We start from the raw sequence: 16,493 nt of genomic DNA on the forward strand, positions 1-16,493 counted from the left end.
TAACCTTTCGCGGAGCGAAAGGAGACACTTACTTAAGAGCTGCGCCGGTGAAGTCAGTGAACCGCAGCATGAATGAAAAGTCTTGCGCCCAAGCTTCGGTTTGTTCGTTTTGGCACAACTTCAAGAGCACGGTGTTGACGCCGCGTTTGAGTTGGACACCAGTCGCATACTGATCGATTTGCGCGCCGGTGTGATACACATTGTTGCCGGTAATCTCGCGACCATTGATCCAAATCTTGTTGGCATTGGGCGTGCCCCAGCGTACTTCGCACTCGACGTCCGCCGGCCGTTCAATGGTGGTATAAGCGTAAACGACGGCGCCTTTTTCGTTTAAGAAAATGGGATTCAAATCCACTGCGCCGTCGGGTTTGTCAGTCGTCGCAGGTTGCCAGGCAACTTCGCTGTTTTCGTTTTTGCCTTTGTACATCATCTTCATATCCAGCTTGCCTTGGCGGGAAAAGTCATCTTCCGGCTTATAGGCCAGCGGAAAACCGACTTCCTTGCGATTGTCGAATGGCCCGATAACCTGCCACTGGCTAACAAATCCAAAATGCTTCAGGAGGTTAACTTCTGCGCCGAGCTCTTTCAGGGCACCAGCGATCGAATTAATCTGTTCATGTTGACGCGAGGCCTTCAAGAGTTGTTGATAACCAGCCACAGCCTGCTGCTTCAACTGGTCATCGCTTTTCGCCGATTCAACGCTGGGCAGTTTCTTGATGGCTTCTTGAATTGCTTCGAAGCGAATATCCAGACTGGCATCTTCGGTGCGCCCATCCAGAAGTTTTTCACGCAGAGTGATATCGCTGCCGGCCAGTCGGTCGAGCACCCAGTAACGCACTTCGCCGTCAGCGGACTGGTCGACCAAGATCTTCTCCAAGGCGGGCTGGGCTTTATCGATGCCTTGTCTGTCGAGCATCGATCCCGCGATGGCCAGCAGCCAGTTCTTAGCTACTGGATTGGCGCTGGCGGCTTTGCCGAGCAATGCCTCGATCGTCAGACCGCTGCGTACCAGTTGCTCGGCGGCAGCATGGGCTTGAGCGATGCCTTGACCGCCACGTTGGATATTCAGAATCGAGTCGAGCGGATCTTGAGCACATGCGGGCTCTGCCCACGTTAACCCTGCGCCCACCAATCCTGCACTCAACACAACTGCCCGAGCGAGCGCCGTGGTACGAAAAGTTGGCCGAACCAAACTGCAAAACATGATTTGGGCTTTGCGAGCGACCGAGTTTACGTGTAATTGACAAATATTCATTGTGGAAAACTTCACAATTGCGATGTTCTGGTGAACCTGAATGTCACCATAAGGTAATCTCTTAATCTGAGCTCCGCTATGCGGGGATAGCCAATCGGCACGATTGGCCAACGTGGATTCATTGCGGAAGAAATTTACGTGGAAACAAGTGCATCAGCCGATACCGGCTCTGCCCAAACTGTACCGAAAAACCGCGCGCCCCTGGCGCTGTGGATCGTCCTTGCGCTTTTGATTACTGCCGTGGTGGGACTGTCCGCCCTTCGTAGTGTGTGGCGCTACGATGTACCGGAGGTTGCAGAATTTGATCGCTCCCTGGCGGGGCAATTCGATTTTCACAATGGCGTCTATTATCCGACGCGCGCATTTCTTGACGGCGTGAGTCCTTACGGCGAGCGGTTCTCGAGAGAATACCCGGTGACCCGCCCGCTACCACTAATGTCTCCGCTACTACTTTGGCTGCATGCACCGGTGGCCCTGTTGCCCGTCCGCGCGGCGGAAATCATCTACTTCGCACTCAATTGCTGCTTGCTGCTAATTGTGGCGTGGCTAAGTGTGCGTTGGATCGACGACACCACGCGGCGGACCACTTGGCTACTAATGACTTGGCTGCTGGTGCTGGCCAGTCGCTCTGGCCATACGACGCTGTTCACCGGTTACCTGACCGCGTGGATGGTTGTGGGCACGTTGTTGGCTCTGTCGCTGGCGCGTGAACGTCCCTGGCTGTCCGCTCTGGGTGTAGCTTTAACGTCATGCAAACCAACTTACGCTATACCACTCTTTTTGTTGATGTTCGCTCGCGGAGATTATCCAGCCGCCCTGCGCGGCTTGGGGTTGTCGATCGTCGGAGTTCTCTTAGGTGTGGGACGCCTGCTGTTGGTGGCGACGCCCATGCAATTGTGGCAAGACTTGCAACATGGTCAGACGGCTCACATGGAAGATTCGTACGAGCTGCCGATCAACACGTGGACGCGCATCGATTCACTCGCGCTCTTTGCCAAGTGGGTGCAATGGCAGCCCAGCGAAATGACGCATTTGATGGTGATGACCGCGCTCTTGCCGCTGCCGGCCATTGCGCTGTGGCGGATGCAATTCGTGAAAGGCGATTATCGCTGCGCGGGCCTATCCAGCGGCATCGTGGCTGTCAGCATCCTCTCGACACTTTATCACCACGTGTACGATGCACTTTTGATTTTTCCAATTGCCATGGGGCTGCTGCTGAACGAACCGAGCACCGTTCGCGGTTCGCAACGCATGCGCTGGGTGATCGCCGGTTTGCTGCTGTTGGTCGCCTGGAACTACCCCAGCTCCGAAGTTTTCCTGAAAGGCGGCGCGATATCCGATGCCAACCATCGCATGCTCACTTCGACCGGACCGGTAGCCATGACCGCAGCTTGGCTGGGCATTTGCGCCCTTCCCTGGTTGGGACGGGCCAAGCGAAATGCTTGACGCATTCCGCTACGGGGGCGACTTTTGGGAGATTCTGACTTTTAAACTGTAGGGGTCAGGTAAACTTTGCCGATGATATCGTTAGCCGCCGGGGGGTGGTCGACGTGTTTGTTTGCATTTATTGCCACGTAGGCCGGCTTGTCTTTAACCATTGACAGAGCCGACTAGTGACTCTCGCTCAAGCTAGCAACTCACCAGGAATGAGAATTGGCCTCTGCCGCTGGGTGGTTGGCTACTGTGTGTCGATAGCTTGCATTGCGATTTCTACCGGTTGCAGCTTGATTCCTGACATCAAGCACAAGCCGCAGTACAACAATCCGTTTCCACAATTGAAAACGATTGCGGTGCTCCCGTTTGTCAATCAGAGTCAGGAACCTACTCTCTCGGGCGAGCGTGTCGCTCTGGCCTATATTGACGAACTGCAAGCGATCCCGGGCTTTGAAGTGCTGCCCTTGGGGGTCGTCAAGGCCAAGTTGGAAGAGTATCAGCGCCCGCTAGCTAACGGACAGGACTTTCAAGAGTTCGCGCAAGCACTCGGGGTGGATGCCGTCCTGTTGGGTTCGGTCATCGACTATACGCCCTACTATCCACCGCGCATGAGTATGAAGGTCAATTGGTATGCGGCCAATCCTGGCTTTCATCCAGTGCTGCCGGGTTACGGCATGCCTTGGGGTACCAAAGAAGAGAAGAAGATTCCTGATTGGGTGCATCGCGAGGCACAGCGGGCTCTGGCAGCGGAGCAGTTGAAAACGCAGACGCCGGAACTGACTGCGCAAGGTTTGCCCATGGAATCACCTGCGCCTCCTCCGATGGAAAAACACTCGACACCTCCAGCATTGATGCCAGAAGATCAAGTTGAGGACGCAGAGCTTATCCAACCGGCATCGGTGTCAGAACTGATCGCACAACAAGCTGACACAGAGATAGTAGTTGGATCGAGCGGGCTGCCGATGAGCGGCGAAGCGACTGCGTTGGCTTTGCCTAATGATTGGCCAGATCCACGCGGTTTTGTACCTGACGGACCCTCACCAGTGCGACCTGCAATGCTGCCACAGCATGAGCCTATCATCTCGCACATGCGGAACTATAACGGTCATGACGAAGATTTTACACGACGTGTTTCGGACTACTTTTACTTCCGAGACGACGTACGCTTCGGTGGTTGGCAAGCGTATCTCCAAAGAAGCGAAGACTTTATAAGAGTCTGTTGTCACTTTCACGTGACAGAAACGCTCGCTTGTCGCGGCGGCGAAGATGAAAGCCGCTTGATCTTTCGATGGCCAATAGACCGATACCAGCGTTGAAGCGATAGAGCGCGAAGTCCCTTGCATATCTAGGGTTACGACGCGATCAATCGCTACAGACAGCACTGCTGGTCGTCATCAGAACTAACGGTCTCGGTTGTTTCAAACCGAACAGTTTGCCGCTTAGGTCTGTTCGTCATGCCCAGCAATGTTACGGCTGAATTTGCAGTAATGGATTGCAACTAAGAGACGTTCATCCAATGTCACGATTCTTGTGCGAGCGACCCACTCGTCATGAATCAACACTCGTGACAAACAGGTGAACAAGTGCACGTGCATGCTCCAGGGAGGGATGAGGCATGAGCAAAGAGATCAATGTGTTGGCGATGGTCAAAGGCGAAGAGCGGTACATCTTTTTGTATGACGACGAACATCGCGTAGAAACTCTACGCATGTTAGGTCGTTACGCTGCTGATCCCCAGCTGAGTTTCAGCTGGTATGATGCAGCGGTACTGAGCAAGAAGATTCGCGAAACGGCGGCCGCCGTGGATGCTGGCCAATTGTCGGCCACACCACTACCCAAGCCCGATCGAATGGTCACTCCCCGCTTTACGATGCCACAATAGAATGCGTAGTGAGATTACTCAATTCTTGCGTTACCTCGACACCGAACGTAACGCTTCAGATTTGACGATCAAGTCGTATCGCGAGGACTTGCTGGACCTGGCTGAGTTCTTGGTCGAGCAGCTCGGGGGTGACAAACCGCCGGGTGACATCACTCCGCGCGATTTGCGTGGCTATATTTCGGCGCTGCACGAGGCCGGCTATGCGCGAACCAGCATATCGCGGAAACTGGCCTCGCTGCGCAGCTTTTATCGCTTCGCCCAAAAGCGGGAACTAAGTGCGTCCAATCCAGCCAAACCGCTTCGTAACCCGCGCGGTCAACGCAAGCTGCCGCACTTCCTGACCAGCGACGAAATCCTCCAGCTGCTCAACGCACCACCCAAACGCGACACGATGGGTTTGCGTGACCAGGCCATTCTAGAAACCATGTACTCCGCCGGCCTGCGGGTGAGCGAAGTTGTGGGTTTGAACGACGGCGACATCGATTGCGGCGAAGGCGTGGCTCGAATTCGCGGTAAAGGTCGCAAGGAACGCATGAGTCCTTTAGGACGATATGCAGTCGACGCTCTGCAAGCGTACATGCGCAAACGCATTCTCTCACCCAAAGAGCCCCAAGGTCGCGAAGCACCCGTATTCGTCAATCGCTTTGGAACCAGGCTGACCACACGCAGCGTTGCGCGGATGCTCGAAAAGTACCTCAAGCTGACCGGCCTGGACTTGCGCACCACGCCGCACACTCTTCGCCATAGCTTTGCCACACACTTGCTGGATCGCGGCGCAGACATTCGCAGCGTGCAGGAGTTGCTAGGCCACAAGAGCCTGGTAACGACTCAAATCTATACGCACCTCTCCACAGCCAATCTCAAAGAAGTTTACAACCGCGCGCATCCTCGAGCCCAAATGTAGAGCGGCTGTCCCCAGCCGCTCAGCACCCTCTAACCCAAGTCTCTTCCGACCAATGGTCCTGCGTTACAGCTAAGCGACTTGCCGGGTTCTGAGCAGCTGAGGACAGCTGCTCTACAGACCGGGACGAGGGTCCTCCTGAGCCAACACCGCTTTGAAGCACGGACAAAGTCCCGGAGACTTTTGCGGCGCGCACGTCACCATCACGAACAAGCGGTGTGAAGCAGCTTGGATTAGAGGGTTCTGAGCAGCTGAGGACAGCTGCTCTACAGACCGGGGCCGCTCACGGGTCGCAGTATCCAAGGCATGTTCTTCCATCACCACATCCCCCAGACCCTACGTCCGTAGTTCAAAACGGTGTTGGGCTCAGCAGGAGCATTCGCCCTCCCGTGGGCGCAGCTTCAAATGCCACGCAGCAGCCATGGCTGCCAGGCAAGATTCTAGCGGGCCATCCATATCAGCGATCGAGCCCAATTCGACTTGCGATTCGCCAATCGCACCGATGATCTTGCCGGAGGTGCAGATGACCACCGGCAGGCCCGCCAGCCGATGTTCATTCAATGCCGGCAGATTGGGATCTGTCGCCATCAAGATCACGCCAGCTTGACTGAGTGGTTTCATCTCCAGGGCCATCGGATCGGCTGCGTTCAAGATGGCGGTGCCGCCTGGCAAAATGACATCGACCGCGCAGCGGAACACACCAAACACTTTGTCGCGATTGAATAAATCAAACTCGCCACCCAGATGAGCTTCCCAGTCTACATCGGTGACGATTGCCACATCACCGCGATCAAACTCCAAGCCCGCCCGCAAAATACTATCTGGATTCAGGGCCAGCACAGCGACCGTGCATTGCGGATTCATGAGCAGTCGACGCGAATGATCAGCCGAACAGGTGGTCTTGCGATCCAGCACCGTATCGTTCAGATGCAAACCTACGCCATCGGACCAACCAACGCGATGTCCACTGCGCATCAGCAGGTCTTTCAGCAAATGGACTGTCTTGGCGACGTAGCGGGAACCGGTGACGGTGATGATGGGAATGCGCGCATCACCGGGCTGGCTAAAGATGTGATCGACGATGGCCTGGCCTACCGGTTGCGCGGTACCTTGCGATGGCTTGAGGTGCATCAATAATCCGGGTCCGGCGTTCACTTCGACGATCGCCCCTTGTTGCTCCTCCAGTGGTCGCGAAATGTCCGTGGATACCAGGTCGACACCTGCTATATCCAGACCGACCATTTCGACGGCTCGCACAACGTGATTGGCAACCGTCGGGTGCACCTTTTCGGTAATGTCCATCGACAAATTATCGTGCCGCTTAATCAAAACTTCACGGCCCGCCGGCGGGATGCTGTCGAGCGTCAATTGTTGCTGAGCCAAGACGATATGGAGTGGCTCGTTGACCTCCACTGGGTTGAGCGGTTGCGATTCGTCATCGCCGCGGCGAGGATCTTTATTGACCACGTTGATGATCAGTTCGTGAACCGTTTGGCGGCCATCGGCGATTACGGTTATCGGTTCACCACGGGCCGCAGCCACCATCCGCTGGCCGACGACGAGCAAACGATGTTCATCGCCAGGAATGAATCGCTCGACCATGACACCGCTGCCTTCGACAATGGCCAGGTCGTAAGCTCGGCGAATTTCATCGGCATCGATCAAGTTGGGAATCACTGCCCGGCCATGATTGCCATCGACGGGTTTAACCACAACTGGGGCAGCAATTTCTGATGCGGCAGTAACTGCATCCTCGGCGCTGACTACGCGCCGACCTTCCGGCACCGGCACGCCTACTGTGTGCAACAGGCGTTTGGTCAGTTCTTTGTCCTGCGCGATGGACTCGGCAATCGCCCCGGTGCGATCGGTTTCGGCCGTCCATATGCGGCGCTGCTTGTGTCCTTGGCCCAAGACACACAGCGATCCCATCGTCAGTCGACGAAAGGGGATATTACGCTCAGCGGCAGCGCTCAAAATGGCTTTGGTACTCGGCCCCAGCAAACGCCTATCGGCCATATCACGCAGCTTGGCAACTTCGGCGACAACGTCATAAGGCAAATCGTAGATGCAGGCTTTCAGCAACTCGCGGGCAGCATACAGGCAAGCCGCCCCGACGCTCTCTTCCTCAAAACGAATCGCAACTTTGTAAACGCCTTCTTCGCTCATTTCACGCGCGCGACCAAATCCGACTTCGCTACCGGCTAACGTCTCCAGTTCTAGCGTGGTGTGTTCGAGAATGTGCGCTAAATAGGTACCTCGATCCAAGCGTTGGAAGAATCCGCCGCGCTCGCCGACGCTACAACGATGCTCGATGACACCTGGTAGCCAGACTTTGTAACGTTCATTGAAGCCCGGCATAATCTCGCTGGAATGATCCTTCAGCCGGCCCAAGTCAACCCAAACTTCCATGCACGAACGCCGCGACCATATATTGGGGCCGTGCAAGTAGAATAGCCGCCGAAAGTTCATAAACGGTTCGACTTCAGCCAGCGGCGGCATCGGGACAGCAGTCATAGGCGGTTGAGGCCAATCGGGTGGATTTGAGGGCGGAGTTGAGGTGTGTGCTGTAATTTGAACCAGCTAGTCGACTTAGTCAACTCCGCCACTGCCCGCAGTGCCTTACTGTCGCCGGAACTCTTCTTGGCTGACCGCCAGGACCGATTCGAAGGTCGAAACAGCAATGCGATACTCAGGTTCGCTGCTGGTGTACTTCTTACAATGTTCCGAAACCAGTCGATACAGAAAGCGAAACAGATTTCGCGGCACGCGCAAATCGCGCATCGCAGAAATCAAACGCTGCTTGTCGACCGACGGATCGAACAAGTCGGTCGGCTGTGGCTTGGACCCGGGCGAGGCACACGCCTGCATGCGAGCGCACACCAGGTCATACAGAGCTTCGCCGGTCCAATCGAATCCCGAGATGACATTCTGTTTGTCCAGCCTGGCGCGTTCGTGAAACTCGCGACTTTCACGCTCGACAAAATAATGCAACTCTTGCGGCAACAGCAACTTAAATCCCACTCCTGGATGCTTGAGCAGTTTGTTGTCCAGTAGTGGCCAGATCAAAGTCCGCATCCGCTCCGGTTGACCGTTGACTAACTGCGGTTCATCTACTCGGTCAACCAGTATAAGGATGCCGGGAAACCCGAGTGTGCGCAGAATGTGCTGAAACTTTTCCAGCAGTTCGTAGCGCGATGCCGAGACGCGATCGCCCGGCATGGGCTGACTTGACCAGGCGGACCACGGTTGCTTGAGCAATAAACGCGTTTGCTCCGTGGTACTCTGCCGACGCACGCGACAGTTGCGGATGAGTTGCCCGGCGCGCATAAAGCAGCGAATCGCTCGATACAAATATTGACCGCAAGCTATCAGCGCTACTACCACAAAGGCAATCACCGCCCACTTCAGAGATAGTTGATTGGTAAAGTAAAAATAGCCGCAGGCGATGCCTGCTCCGATGGTGCCCAGCCAGGCAATGATCCAGTCGATTGAGGCTTTCCACTTCGGTATACGCAAACGCGAGCGCAGTTGTTCCCAGCGAACGCTCGTATTGCCCACTGTCGATTGATCATAGCAGGTGGCCAGCAGCAACAAGTCGCCGCGCTGATTGCCGTCGAGCCTATCGACTGCATCCTGTTGCACAATCTCATCGGGACCCGTCGGACTGCCGGTGGTCTGCAAGATGCGATCGACCAGCGTGGTGACACCTTGAATCAGAATGGCGTCCATGTGATCCTGAATACCGAACTGCTGCAAGACCTTATCGGCTTTGCGAGTTCGCCACCCACCCAGCCGGGCTTGCATGTGCCCGATGTATCCATTGAAGTCATCGTAATGAATGACGAAGACTCGCTGGTCGCCATGCTGGCGATTGTGATTGCGAATGTGTTTGTCCAGCTGCAGTCGCATGGCGGTCTTGCCTGAACCCTTGGGGCCAAACACAATCGAAGTCGAAGGATCATTCGGGCTGCCGAAGACCTTGTCCCAGGCCGGGTGAAATGTACTGTCGATACAATGTTGTTTGAACACGGCATCAGTCTGCGCATCTTCTTCGGCAAACGGATTGCGATCGAGATGATGATGTTGCAAGAAGTCTTGCACATTCATAGATGAGTTTTCTTTCTAGTGTGAAGCTTCAGGCTTCGAACCTGCACCGAATCTTAGTCCCAACCCGTGGGTTTCGACGCTGCACTTGTTGTTTGTTCTTGTCGAGGACGAGTGCAAGTTCAAAACCTTGCGAAGCGGCAAGCGGTGAAGACACAGGCTGGAAGCCTATGCCACAGCTATGCCACAATTAGGTTACATTGCGGGCCATGAGCAAAAACGAGGGGTTGGCGGATTCCATTCGCAGCTCGTCCAACTGTTGATTGCTCCTGGCCAGGTTGATCATAAGTACGTGAACTTCGACGGACTTGCTTTGAAGCAAGCGTTGGGCCATGACCAGGTTTTCCATGCTGGCCACATTTACTACCATTCGTCCGCCTTGGCGCAGTCTTGGCCAACCAACCTCAATCAGTTGCGTTACGGAACGACCGGTCCCTCCAATGAACATAGCATCTGGATCGGGCAAATCGGCCCACGCCTTGGGTGCTTCACCTAAAATGGGCGTCACGTTAGTGGTGCCAAAACGTCGCGAGTTTTCAATAAGCAGATTGTAATCTTCCGCATCCATTTCGATAGCGAATACGCGTCCATGGGCCGCGATACGGGCGGCCTCGATCGCCACTGATCCGCTTCCGGCTCCCACATCCCACACGATACTCTGCGGACCCAAGTCCATTTCGCATAGAGCGATGGCCCGAACTTCCGATGGAGTCAGCAGGCCGCGCTTGGGTCGACTCTGCAAGAACATTTCGTCGGGGTTGCCAAACAGTCGCTTGCCAATCATGTCGGCCGGGCGATCCGGAACATTGGCATCGCGAACCAACACCACTACGTTCAGCGGCGAGAAATCCTGTCGAGCGATATCGACCGCTTTGCCACGCGTTACCCGTTCGTCGCGCGAACCCAAGTTTTCGCAAACATAGATCGTAAAGTACTCGATCCCCTTGTCGACCATCGCGGCGGCCAAGGCTTTGGGCGGAGTTTCTTCGGTTGTGAACACACCAACCTTTTCCGCGCTGCGCACGCGATCGATAACGCGATCGAGCGTTTGGCTGGCGAGATTCGTTAGATAGGCTTCATCCCAACTCTCTTTGACGCGTGCAAAGGCCAACTGCATACTGCTGACGTGGGGTAAGACTTCGAAGCGTTCTTTGCCCAAGCGATCGCAAAGATAACGGGCAGTTCCATAAAAGAGCGGATCGCCGCTGGCCAGCATGACTACCGGTCCCTTTAGTCCCTCGTCCAGCGTGCGGGCGGCTTGTTCCAGATCGGCCGACAATGTAACCAACGCCTGGCCGGGGCGCGAAAGTCGCGTTAGCAGATTCGATGGTCCCACAAGTGTCGCGGCTGAACCAACCAACTCGCGCGCTTGACGGGTGAGACCTTCCAGGCCATCGTCGCCAATACCAATGATCGTAATCCTATCGGCCATCTCTGCGGTGCCTTCATTGAATTTCGGAGCTACAGTTCAAAGCTCAGTTTAAGCTAAGCGGTGCAATCGTCGCGCAAACCACTCAATTGTCAAGCAGCCTGCGATCAATCCCATCAACCAGCCCAGCCAACGAAGTTGAAAACGCCGATTGGGGACACCCGGCAAGAAAGAGATTTGATCTTGCGAAGTAATTGCGGCAGAGAGCACTGTTTCGTTGCCCTTCTCTGCCGGCTCGATGGCCGAAGATACACCCTGAAAATAGCGCCCACCAGTTTGTGTGGCCAACGGCAACATGAGCGCATCGTGCCGCTCGGCACCCTGCATCTCCATGGCAGGCACGCGTGCCTTGACTGTAGCTTGCAGTATTTCATCCGAGCCCAGTCCGCCTAGTTGCAGTTGAATTGTATATTCACCTGCCAACTGCACGGGAAACTGACCAGTGTAAATGCCAGGTTGCATGCCACCAGGTAATGGCCGAAGTATCAAAGTGCGACCAATCTTTTTTGGATCGAGCAACCGCGCCGCTACTTCACTCTGCACCAGCGGTTGAAAGCGTTCGTCTTTCAACACGGCCCGCACGCTGACTTGATCACCTTGAATGGCTACTTCGCGATCGACCAGCAAAATTCCTCGATCGGAATCCAACAACAATCGTCCAGCGGATAACCAGCGCACCAATTTCGTATAGTAGCGATCGAAATAGACTTCGCTCAATTGTCGAATGCGCCACATCTCGCCGCCACCTTGATAGACGACTCGACCGGCCCCATAAAACTGGCTAGCCAGGTAAATGGGCAAGTTGCCGCTGCTATCGGAAGCGGATGGATCGTTAAATGAGGCCAGCGTCTTGGCGGCCGGCTTGGTTTCGAAGGCGCCGTTAAAACTATAGACGCCGCTAAAATCTTCCCACAGTTTGGCACTGGTGACCGGATCATCGCTCAGCCACATAAAGTCGGTCTGCTTACCATCGTCGGTCAACTTCAGCGGATATGCTTTTTCCCCTTCGACCCGTCCAGTCGACAGTGAGCGACTGGCCGATTGCACGAGCACTACGGGCGATAGCTCACGCAAGATCCTTGAGCGATCGCCACCGGATCCTTGTGCAATCCACTTGGGCATTTCGACATCGCCGGCGATAATCATGAGACCGCCGGCTTGTTCGGCGACCCATTGCTCAATCGCTTTGGCCTGAGCGTCGCTGATCTTGGTCCAATCGGCATCGAAGGCCAGTATGGCATCATATTCTTTGAGTGCATTGCGATCGGCGGGAAACTCGTCTAACAATTTGGCCGCTTCCTGCGACAGCGGATCACCGCCGCTCTGCAGCAGCACATGGGATTCAACATCGCGATCTCGGAAGAGCAAGTTACGCACGAACTGGTACTCGCGCGTAGGACCACCTGCAAAGATAAGTACGCGGTTCTTACGTTCGATAACGGCGACATCGGCCGATTGCGCGTCATCGCGCGCATCCATGTCGCCAGCGACCGGCAGCACCTTGACCTGGTACGTCCAGTTGCCAACAGCCTTCGGTTCAAGTTCAAAGCTGGCCGTCAGCAGTTCTTCTTCGGTAACTGCTTCCACGGTCTCTTCCGACTCAATCGAATAGGTAGTCGGATCAGCACCCTTGGCACCGGCGGTTACTTGTACCGTAACCGGTTTACCAGCCAGGCCCGACGACTGAATCAAAACCTTCATCGAGAACTTGTCGCCCGGATAAACTCGTTTGGGCACATCGATTTCTACCAGCCGAATATTCGGTGGATTTTTTTCTGAACCGACTCCAACGAAGTAGAGCGGTACTCGCTGATTCTGTGCCGCCAACGTAATCGCCTTGGGGTCTAGCCCGGCGTTGCTGCGACCATCGGTAACGATCACGATGCCTGCCAGAGGACTGCCTTGCTCGCGCTCCAGTACGTTTTTGATCGCATCACCCATGCGAGTTTCAATGCCTGCAGGAGCCAGTGCGGCAGGCCAATCGGTCGGTAGTTTGGTGCCGTCGGCCGAACCCGCTTCGCCAGCGCCATCAGCTGCATCACTGGCTTGAGTTAACTGAGGTGCAAAGGGATCATCATTGAGGTTTTTGTAACGGTCGACTGCCGTTTGCGGATCGACAAACAAAGCAGCTAGTGGAAAATCGCTGGCGGGCAGAATGCCCATGGCTAACACAATCATACCGGCTAGCGCCAACACGCTACCGCTAAACAGACTCCAACTGCCGCCTGACCAATTGCGAGCACCAAGGATCTGCGCCACAAATGAAATGAGGATCATCAGCAACGCCACCGCACCCAAGCCGCAAGCGACGAGCGTCAACGTATGAGCTCGCGAAAGCACTTGCAGACGGGTATCGTCGCTAGAATCAGCGGCAGTGGTCGCAGTGGCTGGCTTGACCAGCGAAGCAACTTGCACGGGGCGCGGTACCTGGTCAAAGCGATACACCGTCACATCATGTTTGGCCGCCAATTCGTTTAGCACTGGTGATGAACTGATCAGCTGTGAAGCTTCCTCACTGCGGGCCAGTGGATTTGGAGTACCGCTGGCACTGGGCGTACCTGGCAACGACATGCTCAGCGATGTATCGACCAGAATCGCGACGCGAGAGTTACGGGTGACCCGCAATTCGGAGCGTTTATCCAACTGCAGAAAGAACAGAATCAATCCACCAAACGCCACCAAACGCAACATCAACAGTGCCCAGCGTACTGGCCGAGCCTGTTCTTGCGTATCGTGCCGATACCACCAGATCACATACCCAATCACCAGGCACAGCAGGGCGACCAGACCCAGATAATGCCACCACTCATCGAGTTGTTCAAATCGCGTCCACTGATAATAAACTCGCGTTTGTCCAAGCATGCCAGCCATGGATTCCAGACGATCCAACATCAGCCATCCATAACGTTCCATATCATGCGACTCCTGATTTGGCGACAGCAGGCACATGATAGCTGGCTGAATACGCCAGCGCTTGTTCCAGCAGTAGTACTATGACCAGCAAGGCTAACAGCAGTGAGCTGTACGAGGCTTTCTCAGGTGACCAGGCCGCGCCGCTGAGTGAGTCGGCCGATTGCACACTGATTTTCATCGGGCTAAAGCGTTCTTCAAGTTCGCTGCGCGTGACCCGGGACAGGTTGCCTTCGCCAGAGGCAACATTATGGGCCAGGTTGTGTCCAGCGTAACCACCATCGGTCGTTTGCATCCAAAACTCAAAGATGCCCGGTCGCAGCAGTGCGTCGACTTGCCCATTCTCTTCAGACAGATTGACCGAAACTGTTAGCGGCACGGCTTGCTCGGGCGAGGCTTGATCGGCGGGCAATGTAATCTTAGCGCGCGGGCCATCGCCTTGCGCAGGCAGAATTAAATCCGCGTTGGGCAGAAATGTCTGACCTACGAAGTTAGCCTTGAGCGTCGTGCCCACGGGCTCACTCGTTTCGGCGCGACGGAAGCTGCCTAGATAACCAACCATACGCAGCGTCAGCACCACAAAGGTCGGGTCCTGCGCCCAATTGCTCCACGCCACTTTTTGATTGCCGCTGAGCAAGCGTGAACTTCCGCTGGCGGCATCGCTGGTCAAACCCGTCAGCAGGGCCACCACGTGACCGTCGCCGTAACGTTTATCCAGAATCAGTGGCATCTGCTCAGGACCATATGCGACCACCTCAACGTTTCCGGTCGCATCGAGCTTGCCAGCCACTTTCAACTGCTTGCGAATCTCGACCAATTGAAATGGCGAGGTTTCAAGCGTTTTTAGCGGAGCCAAGATCGGATGATCCGTAGCGGTTACTTGAGGCTGATCGTTGCCGGGACGGATCAGATGCTCAGTGATGTCTGAGATCGGCGCAGGAAAGAAGCCGTTGCCTTCGCGATGATAGTTGTTAATCGATTGCACGGTCGAACTGGGGCCAGCAAAGTAGGCTACGCCACCACCGCCCTTGATATACGCCTCCAGCATCGTTACGGCCTGCGGATCCAGTTGCGGTACTTCCAGCAGCACAACCACATCCCAAGTAGCCAGCGTCTCGGGCGTAGTATCGCGCAGGTAAGCTGGGTCTTCGCGCTCCACGGTCATACCTGTCGGTTGCCGGCCGTCTGGTTGCAACGCAAATTTGACGAACGATTGCGTATTGGGATCGGCGCTACCGTCGATCAACAAGATCTTCTGTGATTGACGAATGCCTATGACGCACCAGCGACGATTGTCTTGCGGCAAGCGATCATCGGCGATCGAGGCCTCGATAACATGCTGGCCGGCTGTAGGAAAGACCAACTGCACTTGTCGCGTGGCTGTCTCTCCGGGACCGATGCGATCAATCACAACTGGTGGAGCCTCGATGGCTTCACCGGAATACTGCGTATTCAGGTTAGGTACAATTGCCCCCTCCGAATACAGGACGGATCGAACTTTGACGACCACATTTTGAGCGGCTAGTTGGCCGTGATTAGTAACTTGGAACTTGGCCATCAGCGGTACACCTGCGGCCCAGGTCTCTTGTTCTGGTTCCAACCCCGCCAGGCTCAAATTCGCTGGTTGCCCTTCCGCACAATCGATGAATTGCACTCGTGAGGATCCGCGAATCAAGGCCGACAACTTGGCTTTCAGCGATTCGGGTTGGCTCCATTCATTGCGGCGCAAATCGGTAACGAAATACAGTTCTACCTGGTCGTTGTTGTTCGTCGATATGAGTGGCTCGATCAATTCCACCGCTGGCTCGGCTGATATCTGCAGCGATGATGGTTGCGAAGCGGCAATCCGGTCCAGCAATCTGGATGGGTCTTGCGGAATCGTTTGCGAGATCAAATCTGCCGCCACATCGACGCGGGCTTGCTCCTTGCCGGCGCGCGTCGCCAGCTCAGCCCGGCTCCAGCGCAGCAGCGTTAGTTGATGCTCGCCAGGTTGAGTCGAAATAGCGCGAATCAACGACTGCACGGCAGTGAGGGCTTTGGCATAAACCGTTTCACCCTTTTCTTGTTCGCCCATCGATAAACTATCATCCAGCAGGATGTAGTGATGGGTCACGCGACCACCGAACCAACTCAGGCTCTGCGAATTGTTGATCCAGCGTGCGAGCATCGCGACCAATAAGAACATCGCCAAGATGCGCAGGGCCAGCAGGATCCATTGTTTCAGCAGCACCCAGCGCCGGTGCTTGCGATAGCTTTCCAGCAGAAAGTCCATCGCTGCCCAACTCTGTCGCCGGTGACGCAACATGTTGATCAGGTGCACCAAAATCGGTACCCCAATCAACATAAAGCCCCAAGTCAGTGGCTGAAAAAGAAACTGCATTCCCATCCTTCAAACTATGTAACACATAACGTTGCGCGAAACAATTTGTGTGGTGCATTCCGCTGCATAACATATTCGTTTCGGTAACGAGCCCCCTCCCGCAGACTTCGGCTAAACGCCTCGTCTGCGACCTCCCCCAGCTTCGCCGGGGGAGGTGACATAAGCCGGCTGAGGACAGTCGCTTTACGATAGATCGTT

Annotated in this window: 10 protein-coding genes; 4 read left to right on the plus strand and 6 right to left on the minus strand. The window is 55.3% G+C overall.

Annotation, left to right across the window (positions count from 1 at the left end; translation table 11 throughout):
* Window positions 1–28: 28 nt before the first annotated feature.
* Window positions 29–1,255, minus strand: coding sequence for a porin family protein (locus tag SH573x_RS11580; RefSeq protein WP_479355163.1), 1,227 nt, complete (start codon window positions 1,253–1,255; stop codon window positions 29–31).
* A 138-nt stretch (window positions 1,256–1,393) separates the two neighbouring features.
* Between SH573x_RS11580 and SH573x_RS11585 the strand changes: the two genes are divergently transcribed.
* From SH573x_RS11585 to xerC, 4 genes are all read left to right on the plus strand, one after another.
* Entirely contained in the window at window positions 1,394–2,701 is a 1,308-nt protein-coding gene (locus tag SH573x_RS11585; RefSeq protein WP_479355165.1) for a glycosyltransferase 87 family protein, read from the plus strand.
* A gap of 200 nt (window positions 2,702–2,901) precedes the next feature.
* The gene (locus tag SH573x_RS11590) at window positions 2,902–4,005 is read left to right on the plus strand and encodes a hypothetical protein (protein ID WP_479355167.1); all 1,104 of its coding nucleotides are present in this window, start codon (window positions 2,902–2,904) and stop codon (window positions 4,003–4,005) included.
* Window positions 4,006–4,304: 299 nt separating this feature from the next.
* Complete coding sequence (locus tag SH573x_RS11595; RefSeq protein WP_479355169.1) at window positions 4,305–4,571, plus strand: hypothetical protein; 267 nt, start codon at window positions 4,305–4,307, stop codon at window positions 4,569–4,571.
* A gap of 1 nt (window position 4,572) precedes the next feature.
* Window positions 4,573–5,475: a tyrosine recombinase XerC gene (gene xerC / locus SH573x_RS11600; protein WP_479355170.1), complete on the plus strand. Its 903-nt coding sequence runs from the start codon at window positions 4,573–4,575 to the stop codon at window positions 5,473–5,475.
* A 363-nt stretch (window positions 5,476–5,838) separates the two neighbouring features.
* Here the strand turns inward: xerC and SH573x_RS11605 are convergent, their stop codons facing one another.
* The 5 genes from SH573x_RS11605 to SH573x_RS11625 all read right to left on the minus strand — a co-directional run bounded on the left by SH573x_RS11605 (window position 5,839) and on the right by SH573x_RS11625 (window position 16,295).
* A complete protein-coding gene (locus tag SH573x_RS11605; RefSeq protein ID WP_479355172.1) occupies window positions 5,839–7,986 on the minus strand; it encodes a cyanophycin synthetase family protein in 2,148 nt (715 codons plus the stop codon).
* Window positions 7,987–8,091: 105 nt separating this feature from the next.
* Window positions 8,092–9,579, minus strand: coding sequence for a hypothetical protein (locus tag SH573x_RS11610; protein WP_479355174.1), 1,488 nt, complete (start codon window positions 9,577–9,579; stop codon window positions 8,092–8,094).
* A gap of 187 nt (window positions 9,580–9,766) precedes the next feature.
* Complete coding sequence (cbiE, locus tag SH573x_RS11615; protein WP_479355176.1) at window positions 9,767–11,008, minus strand: precorrin-6y C5,15-methyltransferase (decarboxylating) subunit CbiE; 1,242 nt, start codon at window positions 11,006–11,008, stop codon at window positions 9,767–9,769.
* A 48-nt stretch (window positions 11,009–11,056) separates the two neighbouring features.
* A complete protein-coding gene (locus SH573x_RS11620) occupies window positions 11,057–13,918 on the minus strand; it encodes a hypothetical protein (protein ID WP_479355178.1) in 2,862 nt (953 codons plus the stop codon).
* A 1-nt stretch (window position 13,919) separates the two neighbouring features.
* Window positions 13,920–16,295, minus strand: coding sequence for a BatA domain-containing protein (locus SH573x_RS11625; RefSeq protein ID WP_479355179.1), 2,376 nt, complete (start codon window positions 16,293–16,295; stop codon window positions 13,920–13,922).
* Window positions 16,296–16,493 lie beyond the last annotated feature (198 nt).

Source organism: Rania fehmarnensis (genome assembly GCF_056494185.1).